10 protein-coding genes are annotated in these 15,818 nt (G+C 33.4%); 6 read left to right on the plus strand and 4 right to left on the minus strand.

Annotation, left to right across the window (positions count from 1 at the left end; genetic code table 11):
- Window positions 1–18 precede the first annotated feature (18 nt).
- Together BOW55_RS04345 and pbpC are read left to right on the plus strand one after the other, a co-directional pair.
- Window positions 19–5,706, plus strand: a complete 5,688-nt coding sequence (locus BOW55_RS04345; protein WP_129023128.1) for an alpha-2-macroglobulin — start codon at window positions 19–21, stop codon at window positions 5,704–5,706.
- Window positions 5,707–5,926: 220 nt separating this feature from the next.
- Window positions 5,927–8,302: a penicillin-binding protein 1C gene (gene pbpC, locus BOW55_RS04350; RefSeq protein ID WP_129023129.1), complete on the plus strand. Its 2,376-nt coding sequence runs from the start codon at window positions 5,927–5,929 to the stop codon at window positions 8,300–8,302.
- Between the two features lie 2 nt (window positions 8,303–8,304).
- Here the strand turns inward: pbpC and BOW55_RS04355 are convergent, their stop codons facing one another.
- From BOW55_RS04355 to BOW55_RS04370, 4 genes are all read right to left on the minus strand, one after another.
- Window positions 8,305–9,072 (minus strand): hypothetical protein, encoded by a 768-nt coding sequence (locus BOW55_RS04355; RefSeq protein ID WP_129023130.1) that lies wholly within the window; start codon window positions 9,070–9,072, stop codon window positions 8,305–8,307.
- 17 nt (window positions 9,073–9,089) lie between these two features.
- Window positions 9,090–9,881 (minus strand): hypothetical protein, encoded by a 792-nt coding sequence (locus BOW55_RS04360; RefSeq protein ID WP_241686469.1) that lies wholly within the window; start codon window positions 9,879–9,881, stop codon window positions 9,090–9,092.
- Between the two features lie 157 nt (window positions 9,882–10,038).
- On the minus strand, window positions 10,039–11,583 hold the full coding sequence (locus BOW55_RS04365) for a ribonuclease E/G (RefSeq protein WP_089052725.1): 1,545 nt from the start codon (window positions 11,581–11,583) through the stop codon (window positions 10,039–10,041).
- A gap of 379 nt (window positions 11,584–11,962) precedes the next feature.
- Complete coding sequence (locus BOW55_RS04370; protein WP_007805026.1) at window positions 11,963–12,253, minus strand: HU family DNA-binding protein; 291 nt, start codon at window positions 12,251–12,253, stop codon at window positions 11,963–11,965.
- A gap of 139 nt (window positions 12,254–12,392) precedes the next feature.
- On the opposite strand from BOW55_RS04370, the gene mutY reads away from it, so the two are divergent.
- Genes mutY through gldD form a run of 4 tightly spaced genes read left to right on the plus strand, consistent with a single transcriptional unit; the run spans window position 12,393 to window position 15,795 of the window.
- Window positions 12,393–13,439 (plus strand): A/G-specific adenine glycosylase, encoded by a 1,047-nt coding sequence (gene mutY / locus BOW55_RS04375; RefSeq protein ID WP_129023131.1) that lies wholly within the window; start codon window positions 12,393–12,395, stop codon window positions 13,437–13,439.
- 36 nt (window positions 13,440–13,475) lie between these two features.
- Window positions 13,476–13,916, plus strand: a complete 441-nt coding sequence (locus tag BOW55_RS04380) for a single-stranded DNA-binding protein (protein ID WP_089052617.1) — start codon at window positions 13,476–13,478, stop codon at window positions 13,914–13,916.
- A 23-nt stretch (window positions 13,917–13,939) separates the two neighbouring features.
- On the plus strand, window positions 13,940–15,235 hold the full coding sequence (locus BOW55_RS04385; RefSeq protein ID WP_129023132.1) for a gliding motility-associated protein GldE: 1,296 nt from the start codon (window positions 13,940–13,942) through the stop codon (window positions 15,233–15,235).
- Window positions 15,235–15,795, plus strand: coding sequence for a gliding motility lipoprotein GldD (gene gldD, locus BOW55_RS04390; protein WP_129023133.1), 561 nt, complete (start codon window positions 15,235–15,237; stop codon window positions 15,793–15,795). Before BOW55_RS04385 ends, gldD begins: the two co-directional genes overlap by 1 nt.
- Window positions 15,796–15,818 lie beyond the last annotated feature (23 nt).

The raw sequence follows: 15,818 nt of genomic DNA on the forward strand, positions 1-15,818 counted from the left end.
CATTAACTCTAAATAAAAGTGAAAGTAAAAGGATTAAGTCTCGTATTTTTTGTGTTTTTTATTTTTCAGTCTTGCGGTAGAAAATCAGCTGCAGATTTCAATTCAGATTTTTCACTATTTAAAGATTATATAACCAGTTTTACGGGAGGAATCGTTTCTTCGGATTCTGATATTCGTGTGGTTTTGGCTTTCGATAAGAATGATTGGAAACCCAATCAGGAATTAGATGATGATTTGTTTGATATTTCACCAAGCGTTCATGGAAAAGTGGTTGCGCTTTCGACCAATACATTAGCGTTTATTCCAGAGAAAAAACTAAAACCTGGAACAGAATATCAGGTTACTTTAAACTTAGATAAGCTTACTGCAATTCCGAAAGAGAATGAGGCAGCGCTTTCTAAATTTAATTTTACTGTTAAAACAATCAAACAGGATTTTACCATAAATACTGGCGATATTCAGTCGTACAGCAAAGAGTATCAGTATTTAAACTGCGTTTTGAAAACAGCAGATAATATTGATCTTGAAACGGCTCAAAAATTGGTTGAAGCAAAACAAAAAGGCAATAATCTTAAAATTAAGTTTGAGAAAACAACGGGTCCTGCGAAAGAATTTCGTTTTATTATTGACAGTATTCAACGTCATTCTGAAGCTTCAAATTTAGAGATTATGTATGATGGAAATGATTTTGATATTGATCAAAAAGGACAAATCGATTTTCCTATTACGAGCATAAACGAATTTAAAGTTATAAAAGTTGAAGTTCCAGATGGAAATAATCAATCGGTGTTAATTAATTTTTCTGAGCCATTAGAAAAAGGTCAAGATTTTGCCGGATTGGTTTCAATTCAAAACACCAATAATCTTAAGTTTTCTACTCAAGGGAATTTATTAAAAGTATATTTTACGAATCAAAATGCACCTAAAAAAGAAGAACCGGTTGTAGTAGTTGCAGAAGAATCAGCGGCTGTTGCAGTAGATTCGGCTGCAGTGGTAGTTGATTCAGCAGAAGTTGCAGTTGATTCAGCGGTCGCAGTTGCAGATAATGCTGTTGAATATGTGCCGGATGAAGAACCTGAACAAGTTGTGACTGGTGAATTATTATTAGAAGTTTTTGAAGGAATCGAAAGTCAATACGGTAAAAAATTAGAATCAAATTATTCTGAAAAAATCTCTTTTGACCAGATAAAACCAAGTATTCGTTTTGTTAAAAACGGAACGATTCTGCCAAGTTCAAACAATTTAAAACTGAATTTTGAAGCTGTAAATTTAAGTGCTGTTGATGTAAAAGTATATAAGATTTACAAAAACAATATACTTCAGTTTCTTCAATATAATCAATTAAACGGCGGGCAAAACCTCAAAAAAGTCGCACAGCCAATTGCCAAAACCACTTTAAATTTAAGAGAAAGCACGCTTGTAAATTTGACAAAATGGAATACATATGCTTTAGATTTATCTAAAATAATAAAGCCAGAACCAGGAGCGATTTATAGAGTAGAGTTTGTATATAAAAAGAAATACTCTCTTTATAAGTGCGAATCATCCAATGGAGATGATGATGAAGCAGAAGAGGAGGAAGTAGATGAAAATGATGTGAATTATAGTGGTAATTCATATGATGATTATTATTACTATGATGATTATAACTGGAGAGAAAGTGAGGATCCTTGTTCTGGATCGTATTTTTATAATGCAAGAATTGCGACTAATATTTTAGCTTCAGATTTAGGAGTTATTGCCAAAAGAGGTGAAAACAAATCCTATTTATTTGCTGTAAATAATATTGTTACGACAGAGCCAGTCTCAAATGCAAGAGTTGATTTGTATAATTTTCAACAGCAAAAAATTGGTACACAGGCAACAAGTAGTGAAGGTATTGCATCTTTCCAATTAGACAAATTCGCATATTTCGCAATTGTTACCTTGGGCGATCAATCGACTTATGTAAAGCTTGACGATGGGCTTTCATTATCTGTAAGTAATTTTGATGTTGCCGGCGAGACTTTACAAAAAGGTTTAAAAGGATTTATTTATGGAGAAAGAGGTGTGTGGCGTCCGGGAGATAATTTGTATTTGTCTTTTATTTTAAATGATGCAGCAAATAAACTTCCGAAATCGCATCCAATAAAGTTCAGGCTAAATGATCCAAATGGTAAAACAGTTTATCAAACCGTTCAAAAAATAAATGATTTAAATCATTATGCCTTTATAGTGCCGACAAATCAAGATGCTCCAACAGGAAATTGGGAAGCAATGGTAAGTGTTGGAGGAGCTAAATTTTATAAAAGCATTAAAATTGAAACGATTAAGCCAAATCGTTTAAAAATCAAGAATACTTTTAGTCGAAAAACACTATCAGCATCTTATCCAAATACAGATAATATTGAGGTGACTTGGCTTCACGGCGCAATTGCGAAAAATCTGAATGTAGAAATGCAAGCTAAATTTTCGCAGCAAACCACCACGTTCAAAGGATATGAAAAATTTAGTTTTGATGATATCGTTCGTCAATTTAGTACGGAAGAAATTAATGTTTTCTCTGGAAAATTAAATGAGAGCGGAAAAGCTTCCGTAAATATCGAGCCAAGATTGCAAGGTCAGGCACCTGGAATGTTGCGTGCTTCGTTCATCACAAAAGTATATGAAGAAGGCGGTGATTTTAGTACAGATGTTATGTCAACAACTTATTCGCCATACAAAACTTATGTGGGAATAAAATCGCCTGAATTGAACAGATATAATATGCTTGAAACCAGAGCGAATAATCGTTTTGAAGTAGTTACAGTTGATGAAAACGGAAGACCAAGAGCAGTTAGAAATCTTGAAGTAAGAATTTATAAAGTCGACTGGAGATGGTGGTGGGATTCATCAAGCGATAATTTGTCTAATTATAATTCATCAAACTCAACAACAGCTTATAAATCTATTATAATTGATACGGATTCAAGTGGAAAAGGAAGTTTTCAATTTGCTTTAACCGATGAAGAATGGGGGCGTTATTTGATTCGTGTAGAAGATACAAATGGCGGGCATGCAACTGCCTTAACAGTAAATATCGATTGGCCAATATGGTCTGGAAAAACACGTAACAGAGATGCTTCGACGGCAAATATGTTAGTTTTTTCTACAGATAAAAAGAATTACGCAGTTGGAGAAAAAGCGCAAATTTCTTTCCCTTCAAGTGAAGGCGGGCGTGCTTTAATTTCAATTGAAAACGGATCTCGCGTGATTCAGACAATTTGGGCGAAAACACAAAAAGGGGAAACAAAAGTTGAGGTTCCTATTACGGGAGTAATGGCGCCAAATGTTTATTTTAATATCACTTTGTTACAGCCTCACGCAACAACCAAGAACGATTCGCCAATTCGTATGTACGGAATTGTTCCTGTCGAAGTTGTGGATAAAAACACGATTTTGGCACCAACCATTAATATGCCGGATGTTTTAAAACCAGAACAGCCATTTACAGTTAAAGTGGGCGAAAAGTCAGGTAAAGAAATGACGTATACCATTGCGGTTGTCGACGAAGGACTTTTAGATCTAACTCGTTTTAAAACACCAAATGCGTGGGATAGTTTCTATGTTCGTGAAGCCCTTGGAGTAAAAACATGGGACGTTTACGATGATGTAATTGGAGCGTATGGAGGAAAAATAAATCAGATTTTTAGTATTGGAGGAGATCAGGATTTAGGAGGTGGAAAAGCTAAAAAAGCAAATCGTTTTAAACCGGTAGTATTGTATTATGGTCCGTTTAAATTGGAAAAAGGACAAACAAAATCACACGAATTAAAACTGCCAAAATATATTGGTTCTGTTAGAACAATGGTTGTGGCAGGAGATGCAAATACAAGTGCTTACGGAAGCGTTGAAAAAGCAACTCAAGTTAAGAGCCCGTTGATGGTTTTAGCTTCGTTGCCTAGGAAGATTTCGCCATCAGAAAAAGTAACACTTCCAGTAACTGTTTTTGCAACTGAAAATAAAATAAAAAATGTTTCGATTCAGGTAAAAACAAGCAACGGATTGAAAGTAATGGGAAGTGCCATTCAAAAACTGAGTTTTGCACAGCCAGACGAAAAGATGGCATATTTCAATTTAGTTGTAGGTGCTGCAACTGGAATTGCAAAAGTTCAGGTTATTGCAACATCTGGAAGCGAGAAATCAGTTTACGATGTTGAAATTGATATGACGAATCCAAATCCTGTTACAAGTACTTTTACAGATGTTGTTTTGTCTCCAAATAGTACTAAAACAATTTCATGGAAAACATTTGGTGTTGCCGGAAGTAATAAAGCAAGATTAGAAGTTTCGTCTATGCCATCAATGAATTTGAATGGAAGAATGCAATTTTTAATTCAGTATCCACATGGTTGTGTAGAGCAGACTACTTCCTCGGTTTTCCCTCAATTGTATTTAAGTGATGTGGCTGATATTGACGCGAAACGTAAAGAGATTATTCAAAAAAATATTGCGGCGGGAATTGCTAGATTAGGAAATTTCCAATTATCAAATGGCGGATTACCTTATTGGCAAGGAAATGCAATTGCAGATGATTGGGGAACTTCTTACGCTGGTCATTTCTTGATTGAAGCGGAGAAAAAAGGATATATTCTGCCAATTAATTTCAAATCAAAATGGCTGTCTTATCAGCAAAAAGAAGCTAAACAATGGCGTTTTGAACCGAAATATGGAAATGATTTAGCGCAAGCATATCGCTTATATACATTAGCTTTAGCTGGAAATGCTGATTTATCAGCAATGAATAGACTTAGAGAAACAAAAGGCATTTCAAACGAAAGTAAACTTCGTTTGGCAGCAGCATATGTTTTAGCGGGACAAAAATCAGCTGGACAAAGTTTGTTCCTGAAAACAAGTATTGACGGAGATTTAGATGGATACAGTTACTATTATTACGGTTCAAGCGAAAGAAATAGAGCAATGGCTCTAGAAACAATGCTGCTTTTAGGACAAACACAAAAAGCATTTACTATGGCTTCAAAACTAGCCAAAGAAATGTCGGCCAATCAATGGATGAGTACGCAGACAACAGCTTATTGCTTGTATGCGATGTCGAAATTTGCAATTAGTAATGGTCCAAAAGGAATCAATATTCAGTTTAGTAAAAACGGAAAAGGAGAGACAATAAATACAAGTAAATCAATTGCAGATCGCAGTATTTCGGTTACTTCTGGAGCAAATAGTATTACGCTGAAAAATAATAAGGCAAATACAGTTTATGTTCGCGTATTGAATACAGGAATATTGCCAATCGGACAAGAGAATGCAGTTCAGAGTGATGTTACGGCTTCTATCGTTTTCAAAAACAGAAAAGGAAGTGTAATTAACGTTTCGAAAATTACTCAGGGAACTGAATTTGTTGCTGAGGTTACGATTAAAAATCAAAGAGGAGAAAGTATTCAAAATGTAGCGTTATCACAAATTCTGCCTTCAGGATTTGAAATTGTAAATACTCGTTTTACAGATTACGGAGACGCTGTAAACAACATTGCCGATTATATTGATATACGAGACGATAGAACTAATTTCTATTTTGGAATGAAAGCCAGAGAAACTAAAGTTTTTAGAATTCTATTAAATGCATCCTATTTAGGAAATTACTATTTACCTGGATTGCAATGCGAAGCCATGTATGATAATACTTTCTTAGCCAGAACAAAAGGATTCTGGGTTGAGGTTGTGAAGTAAAGTTTTTTTAGCCACGGATTACACAGATTAAAATGATTTTTTAGAATTTGTGCTAATCCATTTCATCTGGCTGAAAAAAGCTTTGTAAAAAGGTCTCCCGCAGATTTTGCAGATCAAGCAGAAAAAAAAATAAAATCTGCCAAATCTGCGGAATCTGCGAGAGAAAACTTTGAGAACTTTACATAAATCTTTGCGTCTTTGCGGTTAAATAAAATCAGTGTTGAAAAATAAACTTGTAGCGTTCCTCCAACGCATTATAAATTGGATAAAAAGAAACAAAATAAAATCAGCAATTGCATTTGTGCTCTTGCTGATTTACTATTTTTCGATACCTCGAACTTTATTCAAAGAACCCTATTCAACCGTTATTGAAAGCAAAGAGGGCGAATTATTAGGGGCTAAAATTGCTCGAGATGGACAATGGCGTTTTCCTGCGCAGGACAGTGTTCCAGATAAATTTAAGAAGTGTATTGTTTATTTTGAAGATGAGTATTTCTACAAGCATCCAGGATTTAATCCAGGTGCGATGGTAAATGCTTTTAAACAAAACCGAAAAGCGGGTAAAGTAGTTAGAGGCGGCAGCACCTTAACACAGCAAGTTATAAGATTATCTCGAAAAGGAAAGAACAGAACTTACTTTGAAAAAGTATTAGAAATTATTCTCGCAACAAGATTAGAATTAGGATATTCAAAAAATGAAATTCTCGAAATGTATGCCGCTCATGCGCCATTTGGAGGAAATGTTGTTGGGTTAGAAATGGCTTCTTGGCGTTATTTTGGCGTGCAGTCCAATCAATTGTCTTGGGCTGAAAATGCAGTTTTAGCGGTTTTACCAAATGCACCAAGTTTAATCTATCCGGGAAAAAATCAGATAAAATTATTAAATAAACGAAATCGACTTTTACTAAAATTACATCAGGAAGGTATAATCGACAAGCAAACGTATGAACTTTCTATAGAAGAACCTTTGCCTCAAAAGCCATATGATCTCCCTCAAATTGCACCTCATTTATTGCAGAGAGTGGCAAAAAATGAAGAAGGAACAAGGGTAAAAACGACAATTGATTATGCGTTGCAAAATCGTGTAAATCAAATTGCGAGATATTATTACAATCAATACAAACAGAATGAAGTTCATAATCTGGCTATTTTAGTAATTGATGTTCAGAATAGAAATGTAATGAGTTACGTTGGCAATGCTCCAACAGATAAAGATCATCAAAAAGATGTTGATATAATTGATGCTCCCAGAAGTACAGGAAGTATTTTAAAACCACTTTTGTACGGTGCAATGTTAGATGATGGTGAATTGTTACCCAATACTTTAGTAGCCGATGTTCCTACACAGATTTCAGGATATACGCCTCAAAATTTCAATTTAACATTTGACGGCGCTGTTCCTGCGCATCGTGCACTGTCGCGTTCTTTGAACATTCCAGCAGTTTTAATGCTTCAGGAATTTACAGTCAATAAATTTTACGAAGAACTTCAAAAATTTAAATTGAAGAACATTAATAAAACTCCTGACCATTATGGTTTGTCGCTTATTTTAGGAGGTGCCGAAAGTAATTTATGGGATTTATGCAGAACTTATGCAAATTTGTCTTCAACATTGAATTTCTATACTAAAAATAAAAATCAATACAGAACAAATGAGTTTGCAGAATTAAATTATAAAAATGATTTTAAGCCCGATTTTGGAACAGAAACGGATCAAAAGAATATTTTGGGTGCAGGGTCAATTTGGTTGACTTATAACGCAATGGAGCAGGTAAATAGACCTGAAGGAGACGAAGCGTGGAAGTTTTATGATAGTTCTCTAAAAATTGCATGGAAAACAGGAACAAGTTTTGGGAATAGAGACGCATGGGCAATTGGAACCAATTCAAGATATGTGGTTGGGATTTGGGTTGGAAATGCAACTGGAGAGGGAAGACCAACTTTAACCGGAGTTACGAGTGCGGCTCCAATTTTATTTGACGTTTTTAATTTATTGCCCAGACAAAGATGGTTTGATACGCCATATAAAGATTTGGCTGAGGTTGAGGTTTGTCGATTAAGTGGTTATTTGGCTAAAGAGAATTGCCCGAAAATTAAACAATGGGTTTCAAAAAGGGGAAAATCAACAAAAGTTTGTCCGTATCATAGAACTATTCATTTAGATAAAACAGAACAGTTTCAGGTAAACAGCAGCTGTGAAAATGTTGAAAATATTATTGCTAAAAATTGGTTTGTTCTGCCTCCAGTTATGGCTTGGTACTATAAAAGTCAGCATATTGAATATTTACCATTACCTCCATATAAAGAAGGCTGCGAAGGAACTCAAACCACAGTTATGGATTTTATTTATCCAAAGGCAAACAGCAAAATATATTTGACTAAAGATTTTAATAGTAAGGTACAACCTGTAATTCTAAAAGTTGCTTATTCTGAAAGAGACAAAGAATTATTTTGGTATGTTGATGATGTTTTTAAGGCTACTACAAAAACTTTTCATGAATTACCGATTACACCAACAACAGGAATACATTACATTACAGTTGTAGATGCTTTTGGAAATGAAATTAGACGAAAAATCGAGATTATAAAAGAATAAGTTTATTGTATGATATTGAGTTTGGTATACACCTCTTTGTTTTTTGTAATTCGAAATGTGAGTGAAGTTGTAAATCCCTGATAAGTTGGAGATTTTTCTTTGTTGTATGGAAATGAATAGCCAAGACCTAAATCGATCATATTAAATAAAGTAAGACCGCCCATTGCATAAGCATTTTTTGAAGAGCTGCCCGCTTTTAAAAACAGAAGATATTCTGTATTGTATGATAAATGCACGTCTGGAAGTCCATAATATCTTCCATTGTAACTGTTGGTAATTCCATATCCAGCACCTAAAAAAAGTTTGTTTTTATTTTTACAATCCAAACAAAATTCAAGACCAGCGGTTAGAAGACTTTTGTCTGCTATTGAATAATTTAAATATAATATAGGCCAATCTGAAATTTTAAATTTTGAAGAATTATTGTTTTCCTTATAGTTAAATTCTCTTGTAAAAATTGTTCCATCACTGTCGTTGTGCCATTCTGCTTTGCCAGCTAAGTAATCAGCGTTTTGATCTATTGAATAGCCTTGAAATTGTAATTTGTTATTGTTTAAATAGTAATCCTTAATTACAAAAAGAGAGTCTGTATTTTTTATTTTGTAACCAATTGCCTCTTTGGTTTTTATTTTTGAAGGTTTAATTCTGTAATATAAAGCGATTTCTTTATTGGTTTTTTTCCAATTTTTGTCAAAAAAAATAGTGTCGTTTTGAGATGTGATTTTATTTGAGAAAAATAGAATAACAATGATGATCGTATATCTTTTCATTCGTAGTAGAGAATTATTTAATATCCTATGGGCTGACTATAAGCTTTTTTGTTTCTTGTGAATCTTAAATTAAGACTCATTGTAAATCCTTCAAATGCTGGAGCTTTATTCTTGTCGTATGGTAATGAATATCCAAACCCTAAATCTATAAAATTCATTAATGTTAATCCTCCCAATAGATAACTATTTTTATGAGTTGTTCCAATTTTTGCAAATAAAATAGAAACGTTATAAGATAAATGAAGATCAGGCAGGCCATAGTATTGTCCATTGTAACTATTGGTAACGCCATATCCTAGACCTAAAAAAAGTTTTTTAGAAGTTTGACAGTCTAAACAAAACTCTGTTCCCAAAGTTAAAAGACTTTTGTCAGCAATACTATAGTTCAAATAGGTTATAGGCGGACTTGGAACTCTAAATGTGCCCGGAGCCGGCTTTTGAAAATCTCTTGAACTTGAAAGCGTTCCGTCTTCATTATACCATTTTGCTTTTCCTGCATTATAGTTCCCGTCTATGTCTTTAGAATAACCTTCGAACTGTAATGTGTTGTTCTTTATATAGTAATCTTTAATTAGATATAGAGAATCAACATATTCAATTTTTCGCCCGATGGCTTTTTTTGTTTTTATTTTAACGGGTTTTAGTCTGTAATAAACCGCAGAATCTTTTACAGTAGCTTTCCATTTTGAATTAAAAAAGATAGTATCGCTTTGAGCGGCTAATCTTGAAGAAAACAAAAAAAGTAGCGCTAATAGATAGTAAAAAGTATTTTTTTGAGATGAAAAATAAAGATTTGGGATTGTTTGCATATAATTAATTATTTAAAGTAATAATTAGAATTACAAACATAATTACTGGGTTATTTCTATTCGGTCTGTATGCGCTTTTTTTGCACCACAATAGGGCAAAAAAAGGAGACATAAAAGCATAAAAAAACCGCCAATCTCACGAAAGGCGGTTTTTGATTTATTCTGTAATAACATTTCCCTTTTTGTCGTAGAAATGATATTCTAAATACGTGTAAGCGTCACGAGGTATGATTTTCACCCATTTCTTATGTTCAAAAAACCATTTTGAACGTAATGATGGAAAACCTTTGCTGAGGTATGCAGCCACAAACGGATGTGTGTTAAGTACAACTTTATTGTGGGTTTTTAAAAGTCTTTCTAAATCAGAGGTGATCTTATCAATAATTAAAATAGGTGCTTCAATTTCACCATTTTCTTTGTTAGGATCTTCTTCTCTGGTCTTAATGTTAACTTCTGGTCTTACGCGCTGTCTTGTAATCTGGACTAAACCAAATTTACTTGGCGGTAATATTTTATGCTTTGCTTTATCGTCGCTCATTTCTTCTCGCAAGAAGTCGAACAAAACCTTCCTGTTTTCAGGATTCGACATATCGATAAAATCAACTACTATGATTCCGCCCATATCTCGCAGACGAAGTTGTCTGGCGATTTCTGCTGCAGCAATCATATTTACTTCCATAGCAGTGTCTTCTTGATTGGTTGCTTTATTCGAACGGTTTCCGCTGTTTACGTCAATAACGTGAAGAGCTTCAGTGTGTTCGATGATAAGGTAAGCGCCCTTGCTCATAGATACTGTTCTTCCAAAAGAAGTTTTGATTTGTCTCTCTATATTGTATTTCTCAAAAATTGGAGTGTCATTTGATTGATAAAACTTAACAATCGATTGTTTTGAAGGCGCAATTTCTTGCAGATATTCCTTCGTTTGATGGTACAACTCTTCGTCATCTATTTGAATACCGCTGAAGGTATCATTGAAAACATCTCTTAATATTGAAGAAGCTCTGTTAAGCTCTCCTAATACTTTTGATGGATGATGAGCAGTTGGTAATTTTTTACACATTGCAGTCCATCTGCCAAGCAGGTTCTGCAAATCTTTTTCTAATTCGGCTACGTTTTTGCCTTCGGCTACTGTGCGAACAATAACACCAAATCCTTTTGGTTTGATCGATAGAACAAGTTTTTTTAGACGATCCTTTTCTTTTTTGTCTTCTATTTTTTGAGAAATAGAAACACGATCTGAAAAAGGAACAAGAACGATAAATCTTCCGGCAAGAGAAAGCTCAGCACTTATTCTTGGACCCTTGGTCGATATAGGTTCTTTAACTACTTGAACTAAAACAGATTGATTGGCACTTAAAATATCAGTAATGATGCCATCTTTGTCAATCTCTTTTTCAAACTGAAAGGTTTTTAGGGAGAAATCTTTTAATTTACCTGCGCTTACAAGTTTTATGAATTTCAATTGGGAAGCTAAATTTGGACCTAAATCGTGATAATGTAAAAAGGCATCTTTTTCGAAGCCTACATTTACAAAAGCAGCATTAAGTCCAGCAACTGGTTTTCGTATTTTGGCAATAAAAATATCACCAACCTGAAAGTTGCTTTTTTCTTCTTCTTTATGTAATTCAATTAGTTTTCCATCTTTTAATAAGGCAAAATCTACGGCTTCAGAACTCGATCTAATGATTAATTCTTTATTCACACTGTAAATTTTTATCCGTGAATTGGTTGTCGGTTGTTTGTTGATAGTTGTTGGCAAAAATAACCAAAAACCAAAAACCAAGAACCATCAACTTCTACAAGGATGGATTAAACAATATTTTAACAGGTATTGAACCCGGAGAAAATTAGCTGGCATTTTGCAGTTTTAAGTAATCAGTGGACTGAACACTATATACTGATGACTGGATACTAATTTTCAATTTCAATGAACGTTTAAAAAGAAAAAAGTAGTTTAAAACTACTTTTTCTTTTTGTGACGGTTAGCTCTCGCTCTTTTTTTACGTTTGTGAGTAGCTACCTTATGTCTCTTTCTTTTTTTACCACTTGGCATATCGTGTCAGATTTTATGTTAATTAATATTATTTTGCTTCGTTGTTCGTTTTTACTCCTTCTACAAAAACTTTTGCAGGTTTAAACGCAGGGATGTTGTGTGCAGGAATTTTAATTGTAGTGTTTTTAGAGATATTTCTACCAGTCTTTTCAGCTCTGGTTTTTACAATAAAACTACCAAAACCTCTTAGGTAAACATTGTCTCCAGTTTCTAATGAAGTCTTAACTTCTTCCATGAACGTTTCTACTGTTGCTTGAACATCTCCTTTTTCAAGACCTAGTTTTTCTGAAATTTTCGCTACGATATCTGCTTTCGTCATTTTCTTTCCTATTTTATTTTATAATGGTGTACTATTTTTTTGAGGTTGCAAATATAAGAATTAAAAAAATAATTAATCAAGCTAATTCGTTAAATTTTAATTACATAAACATTTACTTTTGCTTTTTAAGGATTTCAATATGGATTTTCATAACACACTGATAAAATGGTATTTACAAAACAAGCGTGATCTTCCATGGCGAAATACGACCGATCCGTACCAAATTTGGCTCTCAGAAATTATGCTGCAACAAACAAGAGTTGCGCAAGGAATGCCTTACTTTTTTGCTTTTACTAAGGAATTTCCTACTGTTTTTGATCTTGCAAATGCCTCTGAAGAGCAGGTTTTGAAACTTTGGCAGGGACTTGGTTATTATTCACGTGCTCGAAATTTGCATAAAACGGCAAAATATGTGGCATTTGATTTAGGTGGAAGTTTTCCTGATGCTTACAAAGAGCTTTTAAGTTTAAAAGGCGTTGGAGAGTATACCGCCGCCGCTATAGCTTCTTTTTCTTATAATGAAGCAGTTCCAGTTGTTGATGGAAATGTTTTTAGAGTGCTTTCTCGTTATTTTGACATTGAATCTGATATTGCGATTCCTTCAACTAAAAAAGAGTTTACTGAACTTGCATTCGAATTAATGCCAAAAGATAATCCTGCAATTTTTAATCAGGCGATAATGGAGTTTGGCGCTTTGCAATGCGTGCCTAAAAGTCCTAATTGTGCGATTTGTGATTTTAATGATAGTTGTGCAGCGCTTCAGAAAAAGAAGGTTATGGATTTGCCCGTGAAATCAAAAAAAGTAAAAGTAACCAATCGTTTCTTTAATTATTTAATTTTAGAAGATGCTTTAGGAAATACGCTGATACAAAAAAGAACAGCAAAAGGAATCTGGCATAATTTGTATGAATTTCCTCTTCTTGAAACAAAAGAAATTGAAGGGTTTGATTTTGTTTCAAAAGCGGTAAAGAATGATCTTTTTTGTTCATATACTATTATAGGTATAGAAGAATATGCTAATGCGGCTTTGGTACACAAGCTTTCGCATCAGCATTTACATATTCAATTTTGGAAAATAAAGATTGAGGAAGTATTAGAAAAGGGTGTTAATAGGATCGATTTAAAAACTTTTCCTTTTCCTATTGTGATTTATAATTTTCTAGAAAAGCAGGAATTAATTTGCTAAATAAAATGTATCTTTGGTAGAAATACCGCTATTATTATGAATGGAACATTAAACAAAGTCATGCTTATTGGGCACTTAGGCGATGATGTAAAAATGCATTATTTTGATGGAGGAAACTGTATTGGACGTTTTCAACTTGCGACAAACGAAGTTTATATTAATAAAACAACCAATGAAAAAATAACTTCAACAGAATGGCATAATCTAGTTGTACGTAATAAGGCAGCTGAAATTTGCGAAAAATATCTTTCAAAAGGAGATAAGATATATGTTGAAGGACGTATAAAATCTAGACAGTGGCAAGCTGAAGATGGGACTACAAAATATACAACCGAAATTCAAGTTACTGAGTTTACTTTTCTTACCACAAAAAAAGAAACTGCAAATCATAAACCAAATCAAGATTCAGAATCCGCAAAAAACACTAACTTTGATGCTTCAAACGAAGGCTTACCTATAAATGATCTGCCCTTCTGATTGTTTAACTAATCTATTTTAATTTGGACCCGGAGCCCAGTTTACTTTTTACTTCAACTTTAGACATCAATTTAATTATTGGTTTTGTCGGAATATTTATTTTACTTTTTTTATCGGCCATTGTTTCAGGAGCCGAAGTTGCACTCTTCTCTTTGTCTCAGAAAGATATCGATCAAACACTGCAGGAAAATTTCTCAAAGGGAAAAATTATTTCAGATCTTTTAGATAAGCCCAAAAAACTATTAGCAACATTGCTAGTAGCCAATAACTTTTTGAATATTGGAGTTGTTATATTGTTTTCTTTCGTTGGTCGAAATTTATTTAATGGAGTTAGTTCTCCGGTTCTTAAGTTTATTTTAGAGGTAATTTTAGTTACTTTTTTAATCTTGTTGTTTGCAGAGGTTTTGCCGAAAGTGTATGCAAGCAGAAACAATATAAAGTTTGTTAATCGTTTTGTTTATCCCATTTCAGTTTTAGACAAACTCCTTACGCCAATAAGTCTTCCTATGCGCAGTCTTACTTTGTATCTGCATAATAAATTAGGTAAGCAAAAGAATAATTTTTCGATTAATCAGCTTTCTCAAGCTTTAGAATTAACCGATTCGGAAGGAACTTCAACAGAAGAACAGAAAATTTTAGAAGGAATTGTTTCTTTTGGAAATACAGATACAAAGCAGGTTATGAGTCCGAGGATTGATATTTTTGCTTTGGAAATCTCAGAATCATTTGAAGCAATCTGTCCAAAGATTATCGAGAAAGGATTTTCTAGGATACCAGTGTATCGAGACAATATAGATCAAATAGAAGGCGTTTTGTTTGTTAAAGACTTGTTGCCGCATATTGATAAAGACGATTTTGATTGGACTTCCTTGATAAGAGAAGCATTTTTTGTTCCTGAGAATAAGAAACTAGATAATTTATTAAAAGATTTTCAGAGCTTAAAAAGTCATTTAGCTATTGTTGTTGATGAATACGGCGGAACTTCTGGATTGGTTTCTTTAGAAGATATTATTGAAGAAATTGTAGGTGATATTAGTGATGAATTTGATGATGAAAATCTGAATTATTCTCAAATAGATGAAAAGAATTTTCTTTTTGAAGGAAAAATAAATTTAAAGGATTTCTATCGAATTGTTGATGTTGATGAAGATGTTTTTGAAACTCGTAAAGGTGAGGCGGAAACATTAGCGGGATTTATTTTAGAAATTTTAGGGAATTTCCCGAAGAAAGATCAAAAAGTGATTTTTGAAAACTGTGTTTTTACAATTGAAACAGTTGATAAAAAACGTGTAAAACAAATAAAAGTAACAATAGAATAATGTTTAAAAAAATAATTTTGGTAACTGCAATTTTGCTGACATTAACAGTTGTAAGCTGTAAAGACGATGTTTTGCCTAAACCTGCAAGTTTCCTTAGATTAGATTATCCAGAAGCAAAATATGTCAATTTTGAAAATAATTGTCCTTTTGCTTTTCAAATGAATGAAGACGCTGTAATTAAAGGCGAAAAAGACTGCGGATTTGCAATTACGTATCCAAAGATGAAAGCGACAATTTATTTGACTTACAAGCCTGTAAATGGCAATATTGATAAGCTTTTGAGAGATGCTCAGAAACTTACTTACGAGCATGTTATAAAAGCTGATGATATTCTAGAACAGCCTTATTTAAATCCGAAGAAAAAAGTATACGGAATGTTTTATCAGGTTGACGGAAATGCTGCTACAAACTCACAATTTTATGTAACAGATAGTACAAAGCATTTTGTAATTGGTTCTGTTTATTTTTATGCAAAACCTAATTTCGATTCGATTATGCCGGCTGCCAGCTATATCAAAAATGATATGCAGCGATTGATGGAAACTTTAAAGTGGAAGTAAAAGAATGAAATAATAATAAAAAA

Origin of the sequence: Flavobacterium sp. YO12 (genome assembly GCF_004119495.1) — a bacterium.
GTDB lineage: Bacteria > Bacteroidota > Bacteroidia > Flavobacteriales > Flavobacteriaceae > Flavobacterium.